The organism is Methanobacterium bryantii, from assembly GCF_002287175.1.
Lineage (GTDB): Archaea > Methanobacteriota > Methanobacteria > Methanobacteriales > Methanobacteriaceae > Methanobacterium_D > Methanobacterium_D bryantii.
In genome coordinates, this window is sequence record NZ_LMVM01000012.1 from 264,460 (window position 1) to 287,242 (window position 22,783).

At 34.1% G+C, this 22,783-nt stretch carries 28 protein-coding genes and 1 pseudogene; 20 read left to right on the forward strand and 9 right to left on the reverse strand.

Going from position 1 to position 22,783, the window contains the following annotated elements; genetic code table 11:
- Positions 1–54: 54 nt before the first annotated feature.
- The 8 genes from ASJ80_RS06660 to ASJ80_RS06695 form a co-directional block, all read right to left on the reverse strand.
- Positions 55–369, reverse strand: a complete 315-nt coding sequence (locus ASJ80_RS06660; RefSeq protein WP_069584352.1) for a hypothetical protein — start codon at positions 367–369, stop codon at positions 55–57.
- A gap of 9 nt (positions 370–378) precedes the next feature.
- Positions 379–708 (reverse strand): carboxymuconolactone decarboxylase family protein, encoded by a 330-nt coding sequence (locus ASJ80_RS06665; protein WP_069584351.1) that lies wholly within the window; start codon positions 706–708, stop codon positions 379–381.
- 276 nt (positions 709–984) lie between these two features.
- On the reverse strand, positions 985–1,812 hold the full coding sequence (gene rsmA, locus ASJ80_RS06670; protein WP_069584350.1) for a 16S rRNA (adenine(1518)-N(6)/adenine(1519)-N(6))-dimethyltransferase RsmA: 828 nt from the start codon (positions 1,810–1,812) through the stop codon (positions 985–987).
- A gap of 69 nt (positions 1,813–1,881) precedes the next feature.
- The gene (locus tag ASJ80_RS06675) at positions 1,882–2,460 is read right to left on the reverse strand and encodes a DUF655 domain-containing protein (protein ID WP_069584349.1); all 579 of its coding nucleotides are present in this window, start codon (positions 2,458–2,460) and stop codon (positions 1,882–1,884) included.
- Positions 2,461–2,615: 155 nt separating this feature from the next.
- Positions 2,616–2,945 (reverse strand): RNA polymerase Rpb4 family protein, encoded by a 330-nt coding sequence (locus ASJ80_RS06680; protein ID WP_069584348.1) that lies wholly within the window; start codon positions 2,943–2,945, stop codon positions 2,616–2,618.
- Positions 2,946–2,950: 5 nt separating this feature from the next.
- Positions 2,951–3,244 (reverse strand): 50S ribosomal protein L21e, encoded by a 294-nt coding sequence (locus ASJ80_RS06685; protein ID WP_069584347.1) that lies wholly within the window; start codon positions 3,242–3,244, stop codon positions 2,951–2,953.
- A 303-nt stretch (positions 3,245–3,547) separates the two neighbouring features.
- Positions 3,548–4,768, reverse strand: a complete 1,221-nt coding sequence (locus ASJ80_RS06690) for a tRNA pseudouridine(54/55) synthase Pus10 (RefSeq protein ID WP_069584346.1) — start codon at positions 4,766–4,768, stop codon at positions 3,548–3,550.
- Positions 4,769–4,844: 76 nt separating this feature from the next.
- Positions 4,845–6,176: a signal recognition particle protein Srp54 gene (locus ASJ80_RS06695; RefSeq protein ID WP_069584345.1), complete on the reverse strand. Its 1,332-nt coding sequence runs from the start codon at positions 6,174–6,176 to the stop codon at positions 4,845–4,847.
- Positions 6,177–6,433: 257 nt separating this feature from the next.
- Here ASJ80_RS06695 and hpt point away from each other — a divergent pair, with 257 nt between their 5' ends.
- From hpt to ASJ80_RS06775, 16 genes are all read left to right on the forward strand, one after another.
- The gene (gene hpt, locus ASJ80_RS06700; RefSeq protein WP_069584344.1) at positions 6,434–7,000 is read left to right on the forward strand and encodes a hypoxanthine/guanine phosphoribosyltransferase; all 567 of its coding nucleotides are present in this window, start codon (positions 6,434–6,436) and stop codon (positions 6,998–7,000) included.
- A gap of 15 nt (positions 7,001–7,015) precedes the next feature.
- Positions 7,016–8,008: a diphthamide biosynthesis enzyme Dph2 gene (dph2, locus tag ASJ80_RS06705; protein WP_069584343.1), complete on the forward strand. Its 993-nt coding sequence runs from the start codon at positions 7,016–7,018 to the stop codon at positions 8,006–8,008.
- 130 nt (positions 8,009–8,138) lie between these two features.
- On the forward strand, positions 8,139–8,705 hold the full coding sequence (locus ASJ80_RS06710; protein ID WP_069584342.1) for an exosome complex RNA-binding protein Csl4: 567 nt from the start codon (positions 8,139–8,141) through the stop codon (positions 8,703–8,705).
- Between the two features lie 282 nt (positions 8,706–8,987).
- Positions 8,988–9,254 carry a DNA-directed RNA polymerase subunit L gene (locus tag ASJ80_RS06715; protein WP_069584341.1) on the forward strand — a complete coding sequence of 89 codons (267 nt, stop codon included), beginning with the start codon at positions 8,988–8,990 and terminating at the stop codon, positions 9,252–9,254.
- Between the two features lie 6 nt (positions 9,255–9,260).
- Entirely contained in the window at positions 9,261–9,857 is a 597-nt protein-coding gene (locus ASJ80_RS06720; RefSeq protein ID WP_069584340.1) for an endonuclease dU, read from the forward strand.
- A gap of 25 nt (positions 9,858–9,882) precedes the next feature.
- A complete protein-coding gene (locus ASJ80_RS06725; protein WP_069584339.1) occupies positions 9,883–10,299 on the forward strand; it encodes an NUDIX domain-containing protein in 417 nt (138 codons plus the stop codon).
- Between the two features lie 227 nt (positions 10,300–10,526).
- Positions 10,527–10,841 carry a transcription factor S gene (locus ASJ80_RS06730; RefSeq protein ID WP_069584338.1) on the forward strand — a complete coding sequence of 105 codons (315 nt, stop codon included), beginning with the start codon at positions 10,527–10,529 and terminating at the stop codon, positions 10,839–10,841.
- Between the two features lie 77 nt (positions 10,842–10,918).
- A complete protein-coding gene (locus ASJ80_RS06735; protein ID WP_069584337.1) occupies positions 10,919–11,524 on the forward strand; it encodes a hypothetical protein in 606 nt (201 codons plus the stop codon).
- 73 nt (positions 11,525–11,597) lie between these two features.
- Positions 11,598–12,332, forward strand: a complete 735-nt coding sequence (gene pcn, locus ASJ80_RS06740; protein ID WP_069584336.1) for a proliferating cell nuclear antigen (pcna) — start codon at positions 11,598–11,600, stop codon at positions 12,330–12,332.
- A gap of 375 nt (positions 12,333–12,707) precedes the next feature.
- Complete coding sequence (locus tag ASJ80_RS06745; RefSeq protein WP_245837518.1) at positions 12,708–13,559, forward strand: DNA replication complex subunit Gins51; 852 nt, start codon at positions 12,708–12,710, stop codon at positions 13,557–13,559.
- A gap of 385 nt (positions 13,560–13,944) precedes the next feature.
- Positions 13,945–14,223, forward strand: coding sequence for a 50S ribosomal protein L44e (locus ASJ80_RS06750; protein WP_048081700.1), 279 nt, complete (start codon positions 13,945–13,947; stop codon positions 14,221–14,223).
- 8 nt (positions 14,224–14,231) lie between these two features.
- Positions 14,232–14,417 carry a 30S ribosomal protein S27e gene (locus tag ASJ80_RS06755; protein WP_069584334.1) on the forward strand — a complete coding sequence of 62 codons (186 nt, stop codon included), beginning with the start codon at positions 14,232–14,234 and terminating at the stop codon, positions 14,415–14,417.
- A 36-nt stretch (positions 14,418–14,453) separates the two neighbouring features.
- Positions 14,454–15,233 (forward strand): translation initiation factor IF-2 subunit alpha, encoded by a 780-nt coding sequence (locus tag ASJ80_RS06760; protein WP_069584333.1) that lies wholly within the window; start codon positions 14,454–14,456, stop codon positions 15,231–15,233.
- Between the two features lie 37 nt (positions 15,234–15,270).
- Positions 15,271–15,447: an RNA-protein complex protein Nop10 gene (locus tag ASJ80_RS06765; RefSeq protein ID WP_069584332.1), complete on the forward strand. Its 177-nt coding sequence runs from the start codon at positions 15,271–15,273 to the stop codon at positions 15,445–15,447.
- Complete coding sequence (locus tag ASJ80_RS06770; RefSeq protein ID WP_069584331.1) at positions 15,448–16,215, forward strand: proteasome assembly chaperone family protein; 768 nt, start codon at positions 15,448–15,450, stop codon at positions 16,213–16,215. It abuts the gene before it with no gap.
- A 129-nt stretch (positions 16,216–16,344) separates the two neighbouring features.
- Entirely contained in the window at positions 16,345–17,547 is a 1,203-nt protein-coding gene (locus tag ASJ80_RS06775) for a TIGR00375 family protein (protein WP_069584330.1), read from the forward strand.
- Between the two features lie 115 nt (positions 17,548–17,662).
- Here ASJ80_RS06775 and ASJ80_RS17855 read toward each other — a convergent pair.
- Positions 17,663–18,255: pseudogene (locus ASJ80_RS17855) on the reverse strand (tetrahydromethanopterin S-methyltransferase subunit A).
- Positions 18,256–18,736: 481 nt separating this feature from the next.
- Between ASJ80_RS17855 and ASJ80_RS06785 the strand changes: the two are divergent.
- The 4 genes from ASJ80_RS06785 (at position 18,737) to ASJ80_RS06800 (ending at position 22,771) form a co-directional block, all read left to right on the forward strand.
- Positions 18,737–19,378, forward strand: coding sequence for a TetR/AcrR family transcriptional regulator (locus ASJ80_RS06785; protein ID WP_069584329.1), 642 nt, complete (start codon positions 18,737–18,739; stop codon positions 19,376–19,378).
- Positions 19,379–19,504: 126 nt separating this feature from the next.
- Positions 19,505–20,182 (forward strand): TetR/AcrR family transcriptional regulator, encoded by a 678-nt coding sequence (locus tag ASJ80_RS06790; RefSeq protein ID WP_069584328.1) that lies wholly within the window; start codon positions 19,505–19,507, stop codon positions 20,180–20,182.
- 336 nt (positions 20,183–20,518) lie between these two features.
- Positions 20,519–22,000 carry a condensation domain-containing protein gene (locus tag ASJ80_RS06795; RefSeq protein WP_069584327.1) on the forward strand — a complete coding sequence of 494 codons (1,482 nt, stop codon included), beginning with the start codon at positions 20,519–20,521 and terminating at the stop codon, positions 21,998–22,000.
- A gap of 30 nt (positions 22,001–22,030) precedes the next feature.
- Positions 22,031–22,771, forward strand: a complete 741-nt coding sequence (locus ASJ80_RS06800; protein WP_069584326.1) for an alpha/beta fold hydrolase — start codon at positions 22,031–22,033, stop codon at positions 22,769–22,771.
- The last annotated feature ends 12 nt before the right edge of the window (positions 22,772–22,783 follow it).

Below are 22,783 nucleotides of genomic sequence, written 5' to 3' on the forward strand. Positions count from 1 at the left end.
TTTAATATTTAATTAAAAATATTTGGGAAGACAGTATATTCAGTCAAATAAAGTTTAATCGAATACTTCTGTAAATCCATATTGAATCTGTAAATTATATTTATTTTGGGAGTCTTTAGTGATTTCAATTTTATCTCCAGCTGCTAATCCTTCCCATGAAATAAAATAATGTTCATGAGGCCTGTCAGGCCCTCTACAAGTACAGGGATATGATTCTACCATGACTTCTCTGGATATATTTTCATTTGAAAGCTCAAAATTAGTTCCAATGGGAGGAAAAAATGATAATTTACTCTTTAAAATAAAAATAAAATCTTCCTTAGCTTCCTTTGAAGATATCTTTCTTGAATAAATGTTTTGAGCGGCCATGTATACTCCTCAAACTCGTTTCGATGTTAGAAATTTACCTTCAAACCCGTCGATAGCAGCTGGAAGGCAGTCAAGCACCGAGGCAAATCCTGAATGGTGTAAATTCAGCACTACAGCACCTACAACTTCTTCACGAGTAGCACCTTCATTTTTGGCCATCATTGCATGCATCTGCACTCCTTTTACATTCCGATTAGCGGTTTGAATGGCTATGTTGATTAACTGCTTTGTTTTAGCGTCTAATCCTTCTAAAGACTGCTGTGCTTTAATTAGATCGTTAAAACGTTCTGCAACTTCCGGACATTCTTCTATAAATATTTCATATGGGCTCTGGGTCATGTTTTCATCTCTTCATTTTTTGAAAATAAATTTATGTGCCGTATTATATTTTTTGCAAATATGCCATAAAAAATCAGTACAATACTGATAATTGAAGGTACTAATGCTATAAATGTTGGATAAGTAATGTAGTATAATATTGAGCCGATCAAAGCAAAATACCTATGATTATAAAGATTATATTCAAAAGATAAGATTTCATTTTACATTTCCTCTGTTAATAACCTTATAATAATATTAAATAATTTTATTTAAAATTAATAGTTTATATAAATGTTAACGTATTAAATGTTTCAATTCACCAGAAATTACCATAACTTCAGCAGGATCAAGTTTCACAACCCTAGCACTCAAAAGATTTTCATCCAGTTTTGAAACTATTTCCTTAGCTTCTTTCTTGTCCACACTTGCAATTTCATGGAATGAGTTAAGCAGTGCATTTCTCACTTTTTTCTTTTTATGCTGGAAAAGAGCCCTTGAAACTTTTATGAAAAATTCGTCAATTTCAACATTTTTATTTGGAACCAGTTTGATCACAGCCGATGATATCTTGGGGTTTGGGAAGAATGCATGTTTTGAAACTTCAAAAAGCATTTCAACATCCCCGCAGAAACTCATCATCAATGATAATCTTGAATAATTAGATTCACCCGGTTTTGCCACCATTCTTTCTGCAAATTCAAGCTGGTACATAAGTACTGCAAAATCAAAGTCATATTCAAGCAGTTTAAATGTGATAGGGGATGAAATTTTATATGGAAGGTTGGATACAACTTTATTAAAATAAGGAAAATCAGTTTTTACTGCATCTGCAACCATAACTTCTACATTTGAAATATTAAGCTTTTTAAGGCGTTTATTTAAAACAGCAGCAATTTTTTGGTCCTGTTCAACAGCAATCACTTTTTTTGCATGTTCAGCCAGGGGGATTGTCAATGTTCCTATACCTGCGCCAATTTCAAGTACGGTGTCTTCAGAAGATAGATCTGCATAATCAACAATTTTGTTCAGTATATTTGAATCTATCAGGTAATTCTGGCCTTTTCGCTTATCTAATCTTATATCATTCTCTTTCAGTATTTTTAGAGTTTCTTTAACTAACATTAGATATACCTGAGTAAGATTGTAGTGTTCTATTAAAAAAAATTAGAAAAAATATTTAATTTAAAATAATTAGTTTCGTTTTGTAGTGGATCTGGTGAAAAGTACATATTTTCGCTTTCCTTTTTTGTCTCCTGTAGCTTCAAGTTCCATAAGAACTCTTTTTGAAAGAAGCTTTACAGGGTCTGAAAGCATAGGGACCCTTTTTTTGAGATCATCAAAGCTTTCAAACGGTTTTTCTTGTCGCGCTTTGATAATGTCCCACATATGTTTTTTTCCAATTCCAGGTAATAGTTCGAGTTGATGGAGTCTGGTTGATATTGATCCTGCTTCGTTGAAAAACCCAATGAATTTATCTTCTTTTGATTTAATGATTTCTTCTACAACGTAGTTTAATTCAACTTTAGCAGTGGCAGTGAGGTCATCATATCTGAGTCGTCGGTTTACACGAGAGATCTGGTCGCGTTTTCCTGAGCCTATATAAACTTTCTGGTGAATATCCAGTGAAACGTTTTCTTTTGGAATAAGCTCAAGTAGAGTAAATTCCTCTTTACCCATAGCTTGAACTACAGGTTTTCTTTTATATGATGGTATACCTTCTTTAACATAACCTAAAGGAAGATAATCCAAAATAATTGCATATTCTTCCATTTAATCACATCGCCGATGCTATCTCGAATATTCGAGTTTGAAAATCATGTTGATTTTCAATATTTAGTTAATATCTTAAGATATTGTCTGGATTAAGATTCAATTAATCCTCTGAAATTTGTTTATATTATTATTGGCTTTAATATTCCTTATAGTTATCTGTAATTATTTACTATTTCCAATATCTTCTCCATGTCCTCTTGTTTAAATGAACCCCTTTCTTTAGCAAATATTAACCTTAAATCTGCTAGATCTTCAGGCATAATATCTGCTACCTTAATAGCTTGAGTCTTTTTGATTATTTCTGAGAGTTCTTCAACCAGTTTTTTAGCAGCTTCTTCATCTAACTTTGAAAATTTTGTTACATGGTCCAGAGCAAGATTTTGCTCGTATGTAAGCTCATAATGCTCTGAAAGCTCTCCAAGCATCTCTTTAACTTCTGAAATTGTGATAGGGTCAGTATCGATAACTTTTTTCCCAATCATCAATATCACTCTTGCATTTTAAGGTGTTCAGGTCTTATTATTAGTTTTTTAGCCTTATTACCGTCGTTTATTTCTACTATGTATGCTCTACCCCTCTTATCAGCTATTCTACCGGTTTTCCCGTGGAAACGAGGGTGTGGTTGACCTTTTTGAACACTAGGATCAATTATTATGTGGACTAAATCACTTTCATCGAAAGTCTGTATTTTTTTAGTTATTAAATTTGCCCTACTTACTCTTAAGTCCTTTTTAAGTTTATAACGTGTTTTGCTTCTAAAACCTCTAGATCTGGTTACCATTCTTAAACCTCCGTGATTATTAAAGTTATTAAATTGAAATTTAGAATATGTTAGTGCTATATTATACAATTTCAGCTGATTCAAAGAATTCTTTAGAAAAATTCGTTAAGTGAAATCAGATTTCAAATATGTAGATCATAATTGGCATATTCTCTATTTATGTAATATTGTTAAAACACTATTTATACTAAACTTGTCTATTTTAAATTTTATTAAATTTAAACCTTATGAATATATCTGTCAGTACACTTTTAAATATTAACCTTAAAATTCAGTTTTATATTAAATATCATGCTGAATTTATTAAATATTTACTTCTAATACATCTAGCTGGATGCAAAGAGCATTAATTCCTAAAATCTCGGATACGCTGGGTTTTGATCTTCCTTCATCACCAGATATAAGTTCTTTTATGTATAAACCGCCTTCACATTCCACTATCATTTCAAATTTATGTGCATCTATTGGTTTGGTAGTTATACTTCTTACCTTTCTTGTTCTTATTTTATCTGCACGTCGGTGAGACACTCTTATTGGAGTTCGTTGATTTATAATCTCCATTGAATGTAATAAATTTAATTTGTCACCATTAATATCATTTTCAAGCTCTACAATTGCTCTATAAACTTTATATGTGTCTGTAGATGAGCATTTTATGGTGCCTTTTCTATCTTTTCCCACGAACTTTAAATCATGAACTTCTACTTTTCCACCTGCAAATGTGTTGATTTTTTCTTCAAGAATTTCAAGATCTAAATCTCTTATCTTGGGTTCCTTAATCTCAAGTACAAATGGCCTTCCACTTCCAAGCATTTTAACATCTATATCTTCTCGACCTGCGCCGTGGAATTTGGATTCGCTTCCTATAGCTAATTTTACAGCTTCTGGAGAAATTAACTCTTCAACCGTTTCAGGGTACTGTTTCCCTGTGTAATTGCAGTTTGGACATCCTTTGCCTCTGCATTTTCCGCAGGGCCATTTAGTTTGAGGGATACCTCTTACAAGCTTTCTGTAGCGCCCTTCTATAAAGATTGGATTTAACTGAATTTCTATATCATTATTTACAAAATCCACCATTATGACTATATTTGGATAATCAAATTCTACGTTCTTTTCGAGGGTTGAATATAATTTTTTGCCGATTTCTCGATTAATTTCTTTTTTAATATTTTCAACGTCAAGTTCCAGATTTTTCTGGATTTCTCCTTCTTTACTGAGAATCTCTGGTGAGACACGGCATCCAACAAGGAATGTTGAAAATTCAATGTTTTCATGGTTTATTTTATCTATTATTTTATCAATAAGCCCGTTTTCAACATCATTAAACAGGTTACCGCATATATAACATGGACCCGATGTATCGCTATTGTTTCCATTTAGGATTTGTCTTACATATTCTCCCCTGTACTTGTTATCTGGTCCTTCCACAGTTTGGGAGAATGCCCTGCCTAAACAGTGATCGCATAAGTTTCCTTCTGTTATTTCCATAATTTTTAGTGCTTTTTCTGTAATTTGTGATTCCATTGTCTCATCCGGGTAAATTAATTAAAATAAGTTAAATTAACTGAAGTATTCAATTAAAAAAAGAGGGAAGTGAGTTTCAGCGCATCATCTGTCTCATCATCTGCCCTAATGGCCCGCTCATTTTCCGCTTTCCAAAGCCTTTCATTGCTTTTTTGGTAACGTTGTAATATTTAAGAAGTTCTTTAACATCTTCGTTTTTCATACCAGAGCCCCTTGATATCCGTTTTACACGGGACTGCTTTATAACTTCAGGGTGTGTGAGTTCGTGTTCGGTCATGGAGTCCATCATAATTTTATATTTGGTTAACTTTTCTTCTGTTACCTGGGAAGCATTCTTTGGAAGTTTATTTCCCATTCCAGGGATCATATTCATGACCTGCTGCATCGGCCCCATTTTATTCATCATTTCAAACTGTGAATACATGTCTTTAAGGGTGAATTTACCGCTTAACATGGCGTCCATTGTATCTGTATCGATGTCTTCTTCTGCAATTTCTTCTGCCTTTTCCAGAAGTGTTCTAATATCTCCCATTCCAAGAAGCCGTGATATAAACCTTTCAGGGTCAAATGCCTCGAAGTCATCAATTCGTTCTCCAGTTCCGATGAATTTTATAGGTGCACCAATTTCAGACACTGCAGATAGTGCCCCACCACCTTTTGCAGAACCGTCTAATTTTGTGATAACTATTGAACCTACATCTGTAGCTTGATTAAATGCAAGAGCTTGTTCACGTGCTTGTTGACCTATGGTTCCATCGATAACAAGCATAACTTCGTTGGGATTTACAATTGATGACAACTGTTCCATTTCAGTAAGAAGGTCCTGTTCTTCTTTATGGCGTCCTGCAGTATCTACAATTACGATATCGTTCTTTTTGAATTGTTCAATACCTTTTTTTGCAAGGTCAAGCGCGTCTTTATTTTCTGGATCCCCATACAGCGGCACGTCCATGCTTTCAGTCAGCTGACGCAGCTGTTCATATGCTGCAGGCCTCCATGTATCTGTACTTACAATTGCAGGACGGAAACCTTTCTTCTGCAGGTACCTCGTAAGTTTTCCAATGGTGGTTGTTTTACCGCTTCCCTGAAGCCCTACAAACATTATTTTATATGGTTTAGCATTAACTTCCACTTCTTCTGCTTTGCTGCCTACCAGGTTCACCAGTTCTTCGTAAACAATAGTTATAATATACTCTCTTGGTGTAATTCCTTTAGGGGGCTCTTCTTTTAGTGCCCTCTCTTCTATGGTTTTTGAAAGTTTAAAAACAAGCTTAATGTTAACGTCTGATTGAATAAGTGCCCTTTGAATATCTTTTACAACTTCTTTTACCACTTCTTCATCGATTATGGGCATACCTGCTAATTTTTTCATTGTTTTGGTCAAGTTTTTACCTAAATTGCCTAACATGATCTGCCTCGTATAATTTTTATAATTCTCAATTTCGTGATTATTGCATTAAATTTTAATTCTTATTTGATAGTTTGTACAGGTCAATTTATACTCTGAGTATTTTTAAATTAATGTTAAGAATAGTAAAATACATTATTAAATATACCTTACGTTATAAAAATATCTTTGTATATATATTATTGACAATAGAATTAGATATGAAATATTAAATTTTACGTGTTTTAGTTATGATATTTATATGTCTCGGTGATAAAATGCTTGATAAACTTAAAAAAACCCTTGAAGAATCACCTATAGTAAAAAAAGGTGAATATAATTATTTTGTACATCCAATAACTGATGGCATAATGCTTGTTGAACCAGATCTTTTAAAAGAAGTTTCAAATGCAATTACAAAAGTTGCAGATTTAAATGTTGATAAAATCGTGTGTATGGAAGCGATGGGTATTCATATTGCAACTGCACTTTCCCTTGAAACAAACATCCCATTTGTGGTTGTTAGAAAAAGGTGCTACGGCCTGGAAGAAGAAGTTGCAGTCCACCAGGTTACAGGTTACAGTGAATGTGAGCTTTATATAAATGGGCTCAGAAAAGGGGATAGAATACTAGTTGTAGATGATGTATTGAGCACAGGTGGAACTATGGTGGCAGTTTTAAATGCACTTAAAAGTGTAGGGGTAGAAATTGCAGATATAGTTGCTGTTGTGGAAAAAGGAAACGGAAAAGAAAGGGTCAAAAAAGAAACAGGTTACGACGTCAAAACTCTTGTTAAAGTGGATGTTAACGGGGGTAAAGTTGTAATAGAGGACAGTATACTTTAAACTGAGTAGATAACAATGCTTAATTACGATTTTAGACTGGATGAAGTTGTTCAAAAAATAAAGGAAATAGATGCAAAGGCAGTTGGCATTCAGTTTCCAGAGGGCCTTAAAATTCATGCAGTCCGTGTTGCAGAAAAAATAGAAAATGAAACTGATGCAATGGCCATAATTTCAGGTGATCCCTGTTATGGTGCATGTGATGTTTCAGATACTCATATGGAGGGCTTAGTAGATCTAATTGTACATTTTGGCCATATAGAATTCCCAATTGAGTATAAAGTGCCGGTTCTATTTATTGAGGCATATTCTAAGATAGACGTAGATAATGTACTTAAAAAAAGCCTTTCATTTCTTCAAAACTATAAAAAAATAGGAGTTGTAACAACTATTCAGCATTTACAACTTTTAGATCAGATTAAAGACTTTTTAATTGACAATGAAAAAGATATAGTAATGAAAGAAGGTGCAGGGACAAGAAAAGGCCAGGTTCTTGGCTGTAATTTCTCAGCTATTAAAGATGTGGATGCAGATGCATTTTTGTTTATTGGAAGCGGTAATTTCCATGCCCTTGGAATCACTCTCTTTACAGAAAAGCCAGTTTTTATTGCAGACCCCTACATGAATGAAGTAAGAACAATAGATGAATTTAGAGATAGAATACTGAGAATAAGGTTTGCAAAGATAATAAAGGCGGGTGATGCCCAGAAGTTTGGGGTCATTGTTTCATCAAAAAGGGGTCAGTTCAGGCTTGACCTTGCAAAAAGTTTAAAGAAGATGATAAATAAAGAAAAAAGGGAAGCATTTATAATAATGCTGGATAATGTTTCACCAGATCTTTTAATTCCTTATATGGACCTGGACGCGTTTGTTGTAACTGCATGTCCCAGAGTGGCTATAGATGATGCAAGTATGTATAAAAAGCCTCTTTTAACACCTAAAGAACTGGAAATAGTTCTAAATAAAAGGGAATGGGAAGATTATAAAATAGATGAAATTGAACATGTATAAATAATATAAAGAATGTAACAACATAAGATAATTATAAAAATGATCAAAATTTTAAAACTTTTAATGATAATTGTATAAAAAATAAAGGAAAAATTAAGGAAGTTTTACTTATTCTAGTCGAGGTGAACTAATGAAAGCTAAATCTGGAGACTTTGTCTTACCTGGTGATGTATTGGGGGTTACTGAAGAGTTTGTTCCGTCTGAGTGGACATATGAAGAAGATGGAGAAATCAAATCACTGGTAGTTGGAAAAGTCTCAATCGATGAGAAAAATAAAAAGATATCTATAATTCCAAAAACTGGCACTCCAGCTCCTGTGGAAGTTGGTAAAACTATAGTTGGGCAAATAACTGAGGTTAGAGGTCAAAGAGCTTCAGTAAAAATAGAAAAAATTAAAGGTATTGATAGGGAACTTACAACCTCTTTTGTTGGAGGGATACATATTTCACAGGCCCAGAAAGGATATTTATCCAAATTAACTGAAGCTTTCAGGATTGGGGATATTGTAGAAGCTAAAGTTACAAAAGTCATAGGTCTGGATAATGTGGATCTTACAACTGCAAATGAAGAACTTGGAGTTCTAAAGGCCATGTGTACCAAATGCAGGCACTACATGGTAAAGACAGATAAAGAAGTCGTATGCTTAAACTGCGGGAGAAAAGAAAGAAGAAAACTCGCTGCACAGTATAAGGGTTAAAATCCTTCATTTTTTTATTTTGCATGTTTTTAGATTTTAATTGTACTTGTTTTAAATGAATTTTCTATAAATTTTGAGGTTGAGTGAAACATTTTAAAATCATTGTAATGTCGAAAAGTATATAATCTAAAATTTAATATAAGATTTAATACTATGAATTACTAATGAACTAATTTGATAACTGTATTATGCATAGTATATTTTTATTTTGTAGATGTTTAGAGTTATTAGTAAAAATTGGGTATAAATGAATAGATTTTGTTAAGATTATGAGGGATTAAAATGAAGATTATAAAAGATACTAAAAACGAACTGGAAATTGAAATTACAGGCGAAACCCATTCCTTATGTAACGCACTCAGAAGAGCTTTGATGGAAGATAAAAATGTTGAATCTGCAGCATATGTTATAGCTCACCCTATTGTGGGAGAGCCAAATTTGTACATTAAAGGTAAAAACCCAAGAAAATCTCTTGAAAAAGCTGCAAAAACGCTTCAAAAAAGAAGTGATGAGTTCAAAAGTATTTTAAAAGCCTCTTTAGAGGAATAATCTTTAATGAAAAATAAAAAATTTAGGATAATTAAAAGAGAAATACGCATTTTGGGAGTTGACGATGCTCCTTTCCCTCCTCATACAAAAAACAACGTCATGTTAATTGGTACCATCTTCAGGGGAGGAACATGGCTTGATGGGGTATTAAGGACTTACATCAAGGGGGATGGTACAGATGCAACTGCAAAAATCATCAAAATGGTAAATGACTCCAGGCATAAAGATCAAATTGGAGTCATCATGCTTGATGGAATTACTTTTGGCGGATTCAACGTTGTAAATATAAAGGAAATCTTTGATGAAACTGGCATTCCTATCATTGTTATAATGAGGAAGTTTCCAAATTTTGAGAAGATTAAGAAGGCTTTAATGAGATTTGAAGACTGCAAAGAAAGATGGACATTAATACAGGAAGCAGGAACAGTCTATAAAATAGAAAATAAAGAGCCTTTGTATATCCAGATATATGGCATTGATCTTGAAGATGCTGAGGAAATAGTTAGCATTGCTACAACAAGAAGCGCTATACCTGAGCCTATAAGGGCAGCTCATCTTATAGGGGCTGGAATTGTAACTGGTGAATCCAAAGGAAGCGCATAAAAATTAATTTTAAGGTCGTGATTAAATAAAATCTCCTTACTTAACTGTTGATGCTGTTATACTATGCGAAGATGATTCCATAGTTTTGATCAAACGAAAATATGATCCATATAAAGGTTCGTGGGCGTTACCCGGCGGATTTGTTGAATGGGGCGAAACAGTAGAATCTGCAGTTGTTAGGGAGGTTAAAGAAGAAACTGGCCTTGAAGTGGATATAATTGAGCTTGTAGGAGTTTACTCAGATCCTGGGAGAGATCCGAGGGGACATACAGTTACAGTATGTTACCTTACGAGAAAAATAGGCGGAAATTTAAAAGCAGACACTGATGCTTCCATTGCACAGCATTTTAAAAAAGATGAGATTTTGAAACTTAAACTCGCATTTGACCATGATGTCATCTTAAAAGATGCGTTTAAGTTATTAAATAGAAGTAAAACATAGATACAAACCTATTTCAGTATATGAATATTGTAGCCCGATTTTTAAAAGACCACAAAATAATTCTTATTAATGATTTTAAACTCGGATAAAGTTTATAAGTGTTGAGAAACTATTTTTTTTAATCACAATTATAATAATTTTGTAGATAAGTTACAGATTAAACTCACATACATCAAACTAAAAAATTTATTTATCTAAAAACTATCAAACTGATAAGGAGGACTAAAATGGAATTTTGTCCAAAATGTGGAACTGTCATGTTTCCTAAGGATAACTGCTTTAAATGTAAATGTGGATATGAACGGGAAATAACCAAAGAACAAAAAAACGAGTATGAAGTCTCTGAAAAAGTATCATCCAAAGAGAATATAATAGTTAAAGGCGATGATGTAAAAACATTACCAACTACTCGTGCAATTTGTCCAAAGTGCGGCAATAAAGAGGCTTACTGGTGGCTTCAGCAGACCCGAAGGGCTGATGAATCTGAAACAAGGTTTTTAAGATGCACTAAATGTGGGCAGACCTGGCGGGAATATGATTAAGTAAATCAACTGTCGTTCATCAATTGATGAGTTTTAGAAAAATATAAGACCTTACACAATAGTGAAGGGGTTATTTTATGAAAGAAAATTCAGAAAAAGAGAATTCTAAGGGGAAGACGGAAGAAAATTCTGCAATTTCCAAGAATTCTGATAATAAAGTGGAAGAAGAATCCACCACTTCTAAGTCTAGGGATGATTTCTTAAAAAAGTTGGACTCCATGTTTCCAACTCGTAAACCTGGAAAAAAAGATAAAGCGGAAAATACAGAAAATAAAGCTCCTAAAGACTCTGAAGAACAAAAACATGAAAATTCAGAAGATCCGGACAAACATGATCCTCATGCATTTCCAATGATCGGGGATTTCATAGGGTCAGATAAATGGAAAAATCTTAAATCTGGAAAGAGCAACCTGGTACTCGTAATAGGAGTTGTTGCAGGTATTTTACTGATATATGCCGGTATTTCTTTAATGATGGGATCTGTTGGGTCTCCTGAGAGAGTAGCAGATAATGTACAATTTGAAGATGTTTCATCGTTTTCAGCATTTTTAATCTTGGCCGGTGCTCTTTTAATGGGAGGGGTTTTAGTCCGCAGATTTCTCGACAAATCTTTTTTTAAAGGAATAAATAAAGAAGTCGAGTCACACAATGGAACGTCTTCTAATTCAACTGAAAAAGAATAATAAAAGGTATAATATAAATAGAACTAATAAAATAATAGGATAACAGAAAGTCTTAAATCGAAGGAGGATAAAAATGTTTAAAGCGGTTCTGAGCGATTCGAACATCTTAAAAACCAGTTTTGATGCTATATCTTCTATTGTAGATGAAGTACAGATGCAGGCAGATAGTGAAGGTCTAAGATTGGATGCACTGGATAGATCACATATCACATTCGTACACCTTGAACTTAAACCACAATTATTCGATGAATTTACTATCGACGAGCCTTTAAAAATAAATGTAGACACCGAAGAGCTCATGAAAGTCTTAAAAAGAGCAAAAAGCAGTGATATTGTTGAACTTTCAGTAGATGAAGGAAATCTTATTCTTATATTTGAAGGGGATGCAAGACGCAGATTTAAAATAAGACTTATAGATATTGAATATGAAGCACCAAGTCCACCAGACCTTGAGTACCCAACTGAATTTGAGATTCCATTCAGTCTTCTTAAAAACTCTATTCAGGATATTGAAATAGTCTCAGATAAGATTGCACTTATGGTTGATGAGGATAAATTCACTGCAGAAGCTGAAGGTGAATTTGGTGATGCAAAAATCGAGTATCTTCACGGGGAAAAGATAGATGCAAAATCAAAATCCATTTTTTCACTTGAGAAAATTAAAGAGATGCTAAAAGCAGATAAATTTTCAGATGCAATTGTTTTAAAACTTGGAAATGATATGCCCCTTAATCTTTCCTTAAAAATGGCTACAGATGAAGGAGAGCTTAGTTTTCTTTTAGCTCCACGTATAGAAAGTGAAGAATAGAAGTAAATACAAAAATTAACTGACTACAAAACACAGATACAGTAATCTATAGTGAATGACGTAACTTTTTAAACTTATAAATTGACAGTGTTCGGGGCCACGAAACTGAAAGTTTCGATGGCGCAAAAATCTTTGATTTTTGCAAGCTGTAGGAAGCTTTGCTTCCTGGTCGCAAATCGGAGATTTGCAGGCTATGATTTCCGAACATTCGAAAATTAAAAATTTTCGAAAGTTCTCAAACACGATGTGTTTGGAACCCCAAAATTTTTGAAGGTTTAAAGCATATAAACAAATTACTTTATAAATAATTAACCTAAAGTATTAGGTCATTCACTATAAAAGCGAGGAATAAGGTTGGATGAGTTTTTCCAGAGATTGAGGGAAATCCAAAAAAAAGAACGTAGTACAAGTGGGTTAGCTGATGTTGGAGATAACTTCTATAAAGATGTTCACAACTATTTAGATAAGCTGATAATGAAAATAGGAAATAATCCTTTTTCTTTTGAATCATATCTCCTTAGAGATGCGAGAAGAATTGCAGCAGAAATCTGTGAAAGGCGAGAATATAAAATAACAAGTAGTGCTCTGATGAATGTGCACCGCATATATAGAATATTCGATGAAAAATCAGATATAAATTCTCCTGCCATTCCCCCTGCAAACTTAACCCCTGAGGAAGAAGATCTTTACTATTCTCTCGTAAAATCACTTTCAAAATATAGGAAGGGGATGAAATCTCCTTTAGCTAAATTTAAAGCGAAAAAAGAGAAACAGGAGTTAAAATCAGAAGTATCAAACGTTCCAGAGCCATCTGCACCGTTAGCTAATGAAAATTTAAGCGCGGGAAATGTTAAGAAAGCAGCACCTGCTGGAATTGAACATGATATTGAAAGTTTTCAGGCATATACAAGTTCTGGATTTGAAGCACCCGATATAGAACCGCCTATAGGATCCGAATTAGAACCGGAATTAGAACCTGATATCGGACCTGAAATAGACTTTGAAAGTCTTGAAAAGAGAATTTCAAAGGCAGCTGATCAAAAGGATCCAGTTAAAACACTAATGGTTCTTGAAGAGCTTCCCTCTATTATGGGTATTGATAAAAAAGTTTACGGCCCTTTATCTCCTCAAGATGTAATTACGATGCCTGAACCAAATGCAAGGATACTCATAAAGAATAATAAAGGGAAATTTATTGAAAAATATGAAAAGATATCTTATAGATGAGTAACAGGCATGTGGTGCTGTTTAAAAGATATATTTATTAAAAATACACAGGAATGTCCTTATTAACTGGATTATGACATTTTAGTTAGTCTATTTATAAAGATATAGTTACCCATTGTAATACATATTATCTAATTTTTGCAGAAACTGATGGAATTAATCCAAACATATAAATAAACTATTAAGAATAAATAATGCTAATATCGATTGAACTTTGAAAATCATGATATTTTCAAGCCAAAAAACTTTATGAAACTATATTTTTCAGGTTTCAAAATCCTCGATTTTGAAAACCGCTGGTTTTAAAGGTTTTTTTAGGAGTTTAATGTAACTATATTTTTAATCATAAATATATGGTTTATTTTTATAAATAGAGGTGATTATAATGAAAATTCCAAAAGAAAGAAGAACTTACTGTCCAAGTTGTAAAAAACATACTCTTCACGAAGTATTCCAATCCAAAAAAAGGAAAGCAAGCGAGCTTAAATGGGGGCAACGTCAGTTCAGAAGGGTCACAAGTGGGTACAGAGGTTATCCAAGGCCACTTCCATCTGGAAACAAACCAGTCAAAAAATTGGATTTAAGATACAAATGTAAAGAATGTGGAAAAGCACACATTAAAAGAAACTCATTTAGAGCAGGAAAAGTGGAGTTTGTAAGCTAGGTGATCTCATGGCAATTGCAGGAACTCACAAAAGTAATTTTTTAAAAGTCAAATGTTTGGACTGCGGAAATCAGCAGACTGTATTTGATCACGCAGCATCAAATGTCCAGTGTATCATATGTGGGAAAACACTGGTAAAACCAAAAGGCGGAAAATCTGAAATAGTAGCTCAGATTATTGAAGTCCTTGATTAAGTAAAGTTAAGGGCTAATCCAAAATCAGGTGTTTTAATGGTAAGAATGAAAAGAGAATGGCCCAGCGAAGGAGATTTAATAGTAGGAACAGTGCACAAAGTTTTAAACTATGGTGCATTTGCTTCCCTTGAAGAATATGAAGGAAAGGAAGCTTTTATTCATATTTCTGAAGTATCTTCGGGATGGGTAAAAAATATCAGGGATTATGTCCGTGAAAACCAGAAAATCGTTGCAAGGGTCTTAAGGGTAAACCCTAAAAAAGGCCACGTCGACGTTTCCATGAAAAGGATAAGGGAAGATCAAAGGACAAGGAAAATTCAGCAGTGGAAAATCGAGCAAAAAGCTGAAAAACTGCTTGAAATATCTGCAAAAACAATAGGAAAAGATCTTGATGCTGCATATGATGAAATTGGATATGCTATCATAGATGAATTCGGTGATCTTTACGAAGCATTTGAAACAGCCGCAGAAGAAGGAGAAAGTGCACTTAAAGATAGAGGAATAGATGGGGAATGGGCAACAACTATAACTGAAGTTGCTAAAAAGAACATATCTCCTCCTGAAGTTCAGATAACTGGATATATTAACTTAAAATCTTATGCACCTAATGGTGTTGATATAATAAAAGAGGCACTTGGATCTGTTGAGGCTGATAACGTTTCGGTCCAATGTGTTGGAGCTCCAAGATATAGGTTAATAGTTAAATCTTCTGATTACCTTACAGCAGAAAACTTAATGAAAGATGCAGCACAGCAGTGCATTGAACTTGTTGTTGAGGAAGGCGGGGAAGGCGAATTCCAGCGTGAATTAGAATAGGAATATAACTCCATAATAGTATGCTACAGGTCTTTTAATGAAAATGAAAATGAAAAAGTGTAAATCCTGTCACGGGTATACACTTAAAGACAAATGTCCTTACTGTGAAGGTAAAGTTGGAGTGGTATATCCGCCTAAGTATTCTCCTGAAGATAAATATGGGAAGTACAGGAGAATACTTAAAAAACAACTGCTTAAAAAAAGGAGTGATTAGATGAATAAAACTTATGTGAAGATGATAGAAGAGGTGAACCTTAAAGAACCCATATTCATAGAGGCACTTCCTGGAATCGGTCACGTTGGTAAATTAGTTGCAGAGCACATAATTCATGAACTCGAAGCAAAAAAATTTGCAGAGTTATACTCACCATCATTTCCGCCACAAGTCTTTGTAAGTGAAGAAGGGCTTATTGAACCAATGAAAAATGAGTTTTACGCACTTAACGGTGACAATGGGCAGGATTATATAATTCTCGTTGGAAACACCCAAGGTTTAAGTCCAGAAGGTCAACACGAAGTATGTGGAATTATACTTGACCTTGTAGAAAAATATGGGGTTAAACAGATGTTCACCCTCGGTGGTCTTGGAACAGGTCAACCTATTGAAAAATCAAAAGTATTAGGTGCAGCTACTACATTAGAGCTTGCAGAAATGTTGAAAGAACATAATGTAACTTTAAGATCTGCAGATGGGGGTATAATCGGGGCATCAGGCCTTCTTTTAGGAATGGGAATGCTTCGAGGTATTAATGGAGTATGCCTTATGGGTGAAACACCAGGATATTTCATAGATGCTGATGCTTCTAAAGCAGTTTTAACAGTTTTACTGGATATACTGAATATGGAAATAGATATCGTTAAATTAGAGGAAAGAGCAGAAGAAACTCGTAAGATGATATCCAAAGCTCAGCAAATGGAGCGAGAAATGGCTGAAAGAATGCACATAGCTCCTGGCGAAGAAGATTTAAGATACATCGGGTAATCATATTATTTTTAAACATGATTACCATTTATTTTGATTTATTTTTGAGTGATTGTATGACAACGCAGATATTTGTTTAGAATTATTTTTTCCACAGCAAAGCATGTAAATTTAAAGTGGTGGAGTTTAATGATTATTAATGCAGATCTACATATTCACAGCCTTTATTCAATGGCAACTTCAAAAAATATGACCATAAGTACGATTGCATCAGAGTCAAAACTTAAAGGATTGGATTTAGTTGGCACTGGTGATGGTTTTCATCCTGAATGGCTTCAAATTATAGAGCAGAGTACAAAGCCTTCAAAAACAGGAATATACTCAGTTAAAGAATGTGATAATGATTCACAGACGCGCTTGATAAAGAGTGTGGAGCATCCTGAAACCAGCACAGCTAAATGTAAATTCATTTTAACAGCCGAAGTTGAAGACCGCAATAGAGTTCACCAGCTTATTATTTTACCTTCAATTGAATCTGCTTACCAGATAAGGGAAGAATTACCATCTAAAAATATAGATAAAGAAGGTAGGCCTAGAGTTGATATGAATGGGGCGGAATTAATGGATTTAATTAAAGATCACAATGGATTAATAGGTCCTGCCCATGCATTTACTCCATGGACAAGTATTTACAAGGAATTTGACAGTATATATGACTGTTATAATGACGCTCCTGATTTTTTAGAGCTTGGACTTTCTGCAGATACGGATATGGCAGATAGAATAGAGGAACTTCAAGATATTCCTTTTCTTTCAAATTCAGATGCACATTCGCCGTGGCCTCACAGGCTTGGAAGGGAATTTAATGAAATCGAAATTAAAGAAATGACATTTGGTGCATTTAAAGACGCAGTGAAGGCAAAGAAAGTTGTAGGTAACTATGGATTTGATCCAAGGCTAGGTAAATATCATGAAACTGGCTGTGTAAGGTGTTATGATACCATTCCAATTGAAAAAGCACGGGAACTTAAAATGAGATGCCCTTGCGGTGGACTTATAAAAAAGGGTGTTAAAGACAGGATAGGTGACATAGCAAAATGGGATGAACCACATCATCCAGAATTTAGGCCGCAATATACTCATATTCTCCCATTGGCTGAGATAATAAGCCTTGTACATGGAAAAGGGATCACTACAGTTTATGTTCAGAAAATATGGAAGGAAATGGTGCAGACATTTGGAAGTGAAATAGAAGTCCTGATTTATGCGCCTCTTGATAAGATTGCAAGAACTGAACCAAAACTGGCAGAGGTTATAAAGTCATTTAGAGAAAATACCTTGAATATTCGGCCTGGTTCCGGTGGACATTACGGGCAAATTATTTTAGACTGAATTTCTTAATTTAAACCTTTTTTTGGGTATTATTCTCTTTTTTAAGTAATAACTGCCAGTTTGATCAGCGGCATGTATAGATTTGATAAATAAATTTAAAGTGTAAAATATTCTGTTACGTGTTTTCAGCTGCTAAACTGGAATCTTTTTGTTTTTCAGGCAGGGGAATGACTACTGTCTCTTCTTCACATGCTCCTGCATCATGGATTAAACACCCTTCAATTTTGGTGTGAATGGCGGCAGTGTTTTCTGTGTCTACCAGGTCAACTATTTCCAGTTGATCCCTAAATCTTTGGACTGCCTCTTCAGTGACGTTTTCAAGATAGGGTATCGCTCCGTCAGCGCCTACTATTCTTTTTTTGCATCTACACCGTTTTCATGCAGAGCTTTAATAGTTTGTCCAGTGATGTGTCCTTGGACCTCTGCACCACAAACTACTAAAAATCTTATGTTAGAGTTGGAAACAACATTACCAATGACCTTTTCAATACCTAGATTTTCAGTGTGCAAAGATCCGGATATTGATGCTCCTGCTTCAATAGGTTCATTTCCCATATGGGACCCGAGGGTAACTACTGCCACTGCGCTTTCTTCATCTCCGATAGTATAATCGCCGACTATCTGTGGCCATCCTTCAGCAGCAGGTTTTTTGTTTACCATACTTTTCCATCTCCGGTAAAATTTTATTTTACGGACCCAAAAAATCATAGATTTTTGTAGGCTTCGATTTTCGAAAGCCTGCAGAAAGATGTTCTGCGGCAGCAAAAACGTAGTTTTTGCAAGCACTCAAATGCTTTGCATTTTTGGTGCATCGAAAAGCAAAGTTTTTCGATAGCCCTCAAAAATCATAAATTTTTTAAGGTTTAACTATAATTTTTTTAAATGATTCTTTAACTAATAGTTAATTTTTAACTATAAGTTAAATTTTAACTTGTAGTTAACATTATATAAAACTTTTGTTTAAAATTAATATGACACAGACATCAAGTAGAAAAAAATTTTAAAAATTTAAATTATAGTTCTAACTTTAACATATTTGGATATATGGGTTGTAATTAATGTTTATCCATCATATAATGGCATTCGAAGCTCAGCATTAAATTTGTAAGACCGAACTTTTATTATATTCTTAAACTAATTTTAAATAGTGACGAACTTGCACAGATATACATTTTAAGGTGAATCATAAATGGCTATTTCCAGAAAACAACGAGAAAGAGAACAGAGGCGCAATGGACTTATAGATGCTGCAGAAAAGCTTTTTTTTGAGAGAGGTTATGATAATGTTACAATGGATGAAATAGCAGATGAAGCTGAGGTTAATAAAGCACTGCTGTACTATTACTTCAAGAATAAAGAAGCGCTGTTTTTTGCTGTTGATCTTCGGGGAGTCAGAATACTGCATGGAATGTATGTAAAATGTTCTAATCTTGATATTGATGGTTATACTAAAATAAAATCAATGATTCAAAGCCTTTTTGAATTTTCTAAAGATTATCCAGATTATTTCCGTATTTACCGTTATGCAAGAACAGAAAGGTTCCAGATAAGTGATAATGAAGATGCAAAAGAACTTGTAGATCTGACAACTGGAATATGGAGAATCATGGTTGAAGCGATACTTCATGGAATGAAGGATGGAACCATTCGAAAGGATGTGGATCCTGTAGAAATGTCTATTTATATTAATGTTATGAGTATGAGTGCTTTAAATATTGATATGGGCTTTAAACTGATATTGGAAGGTAGGGGAATACATCAAGATAAATTCTGGGAAGATTTGCAGCGTTTTTTAGATCCTGCGATTACAAACCGTTCTTTAATTGATTAAACTGTGTAGATAATAGTTACAGCCATTAAGAAATGAAATTACATGCATTAACTAAATTTTTATATTAAAATGACTAAATGTTACACAGTATAGCTTTATTTTAAATTATTTGGCCTGGGTGAAACAATGGCAATTTCAGATAGGAAAAAACGGGAGAAAGAATATAGGAGGCAGTCTATTATTGACGCTGCTGAAAAGCTGTTTTTTGAGAAAGGCTATGATAACGTTTCTATGAATGATATTGCTGGCGTGGTTGAATTGAACAGGGCCACAATTTATCTTTACTTCGAAAATAAAGAAGCATTGTGCTTTGCAGTTGTTTTAAGGGGAGTTAGAATGTTAAATGTGATGATCAAAGATAATGTAAGGAAAGCTGTTGACCGTCAAAAGATAAATACGATAGGAAGGTCATATTACACATTTTTCCAGGCATATCCTCAATATCTTCAAGTCTATACCTTTTTCCAATCCGGAAGATTTGATTTAACTTGTTTAAGGGGTCGTGCATACCAAGATGTAAATGAGATACTTAAACTGCAAAGGGATATTTTTGATTTTGTACATATAAATATTAAAGACGGAATAAGAAAAGGAAGTATTCTTTCGGATATAGAAGGGTTAAAAAGAGAGGGAATCCGCCAGGATATAGATTCTTTTTATGCAACAAGTTTAATTTTATCTACAATAGAGAGTATTATAAAACTTCCTCCATCTTTAGGAGAAGAACTTAAAGATAGAGAAATAACTGAATACCAATTTGAAGCACTTTTAATGCACTTTGTAAGTAGATTACTTATGAATTAATATTAAGAATATTAGTGGATCTATAAATTAGTTATTTTGTTTTAAATTAGTTTTTTAGCCGTTATTTACCCTTTAAGAGATATTTTTGCTTTTTTCTAGTTTTGATAGCTTAAAGTGGCATTTGAATATTTTTCACAGTTTAAATTTCGATTTTTTTTATTTTTTCTATGTAAGTTGTACCCAAACATTTATATTCTACTAACACCATGTTATAAAATAACACTGTGTTAAAAAATAACAACCTGTTATAAAATGACAGGTGGAAAGCCATGAGATCTCCAAGGTAAAAAGTGTGAAAACAGCCGAATTAGTATTTTCCATATAAGGAGGAATATCATGCCTGCAATAAATGGTAGTAAAAACAAGAGAATAGATATGATAGGACAAAAAAATCGCACTATAAAAACTTCAGGATATATCCGTAAACTTTCAAATCTGGAACGAATGTATTTATGGAGTCCTTACAGTGACGTATCCATGGTCGCAAGGATCAAGGGGAATATTTCAGAAGAAAAACTGTGCAGTGCGTTGGACGTAGTTTTGCAGATTCATCCACTTGCTGGTGCAAAGGTCGTGTTTGATGATGATTATAATGCATGGTTTTCAACTGATAACGTCATTAAACCCTTCTTTAAAACCGTAAAAATGACTTCAGATACACAATGGCTTGAAGAACTCCAACATGAAATCCAAATACCTTTTAATCCAGAAACTGGTCCGATGATTCGGTTTGTATTGATACATTCTGAAACAGTATCAGATCTGGTAGTTATATGCAACCACAGCATATGCGATGGAATGTCACTTGTATATTTAATTCGTGATCTGCTTGACATTTATACAAATCCAGAACAAGAAATTAAAGTAATTAATCCTGTGAATATTAATGATTTTCTTCCAAAAGGTGGATTTTCATTGCAGTCCGCCATGATGAAACTTGTTATGGGCAATGCAAACAGAAAGTGGGAGAAAAATCCTTATTATTTTGACCATAATGATGCGATAGCTGTTCAGGAGTCATACTGGGAGAAATATAAATTCAACACAGTTCTTCTTGAACTTGAGCCTCAAGAAACAAAATTTCTTTTAAAACAATGCAGAAATAAGGGTGTTTCGATTGGTTCTGCAGTAATAGCTGCGTTTATAGCGGCACATGAAGATATTGTCGGTCCATTCGTTAAAAACCAGAAGCAGTTATGGGTTCCCTTTGACATGCGGAGACACGCGACCACCTCAGTCGATGATGTTTTTGGTCTTTGCATTGGAGCACCTCGGTTTTCATACACTTACAATGCAAAAAAAACATTCTGGGAGAATGCAGCAGTTTTACATAAAGAAATCCATAAAAGAGTCTCAAAATTAGACTCACACACCATGGAAACTCCAGATTCTCACCCTACATTTATGGATGCATTGTCTTCATTTGCACTTCTTAAAGAAGTTGTTCCTGAAGCATATACTAAAACAGAGAATTTGAAGAGGTATTTCCAAGATGAAAAGAATATCACTTTCTCATTTGCAAAAAAGTCTAAGAGCATGGTTCCAGGTGCAATCCCTTCAAATTTGGGGCCACTCGACGTACCTGAAACCTATGCCGATCTTCAAATTGATAAAATGATATTTTTCCCCGTAATAAGTGATTCTGTCCCTCTAAATCTTGGAGGGGTTAGTATCGGTGATAAAATGGTATTCTCTCTTAGCTATCCTGAGCCAAGAGATATGGGAAATAATATGACCTGTGAAATGATTCAAATTCGTAACCGGGCTCTAAAATATTTAGGTTTTCCAGATAAAGCAAGCGAAAATGCAATTGTATAAATATTAAAAGGTTAATGGAGATTTTAAAACATGGCAAATGTAAAAGTGAATGATTTGAACATGTATTACAAAGTATGCGGCGAGGGAGAGCCACTGGTAATTCTTCAAGAAGCAGGTATTGAAATTAGTTCTATGTACAATGTTTTAGATGCATTTGCTGAAAATTATCAGGTCATAGCTTTGGATAATCGAGGTGCGGGTAGGACAGACATGCCTGATGAGCCTTATTCCATTGAAATGATGGTTGAAGATACAATTGGTCTTATGGATAAAATTGGCATAACGAGTGCTCATTTTCTTGGAATATCTATGGGTTCGCGTATCGCGCTTGTAACAGCTGTAAAATATCCTGAGCGGGTTAAAAGTTTGATTTTAAACGTGGCAGCGGTAAGTTTTCCAGATGTTTTTAAATCTATTTTAGATGTTTCACTCGAAAATGCGGATTTAAGGGAAAAATTGCTCCAAAAAACAGGAATAGTATTTATACAGAAGTATCCGCCTAACCCTGAATCATTTCTCAGACAATTGAAAGCTATGGCTGATTTCGATGGCAGAGACTATTTAGATCAAATTAAAGCGCCTACACTTGTAATAAATGGTACAAAGGATCATCTAGTGCCTGTGGAATTAACTGAAGAGCTTACACTAGAAATTAGTGATGTAAAACTTGTTCTCGTTGATGAAGGGCATTATTTCTTCGCATTAACTCCTGAATTACTCATTAAATATGCACTGGATTTTTTGGAGGAGTTGAAACGAAAACGATTTTAAAACAGGGGATGT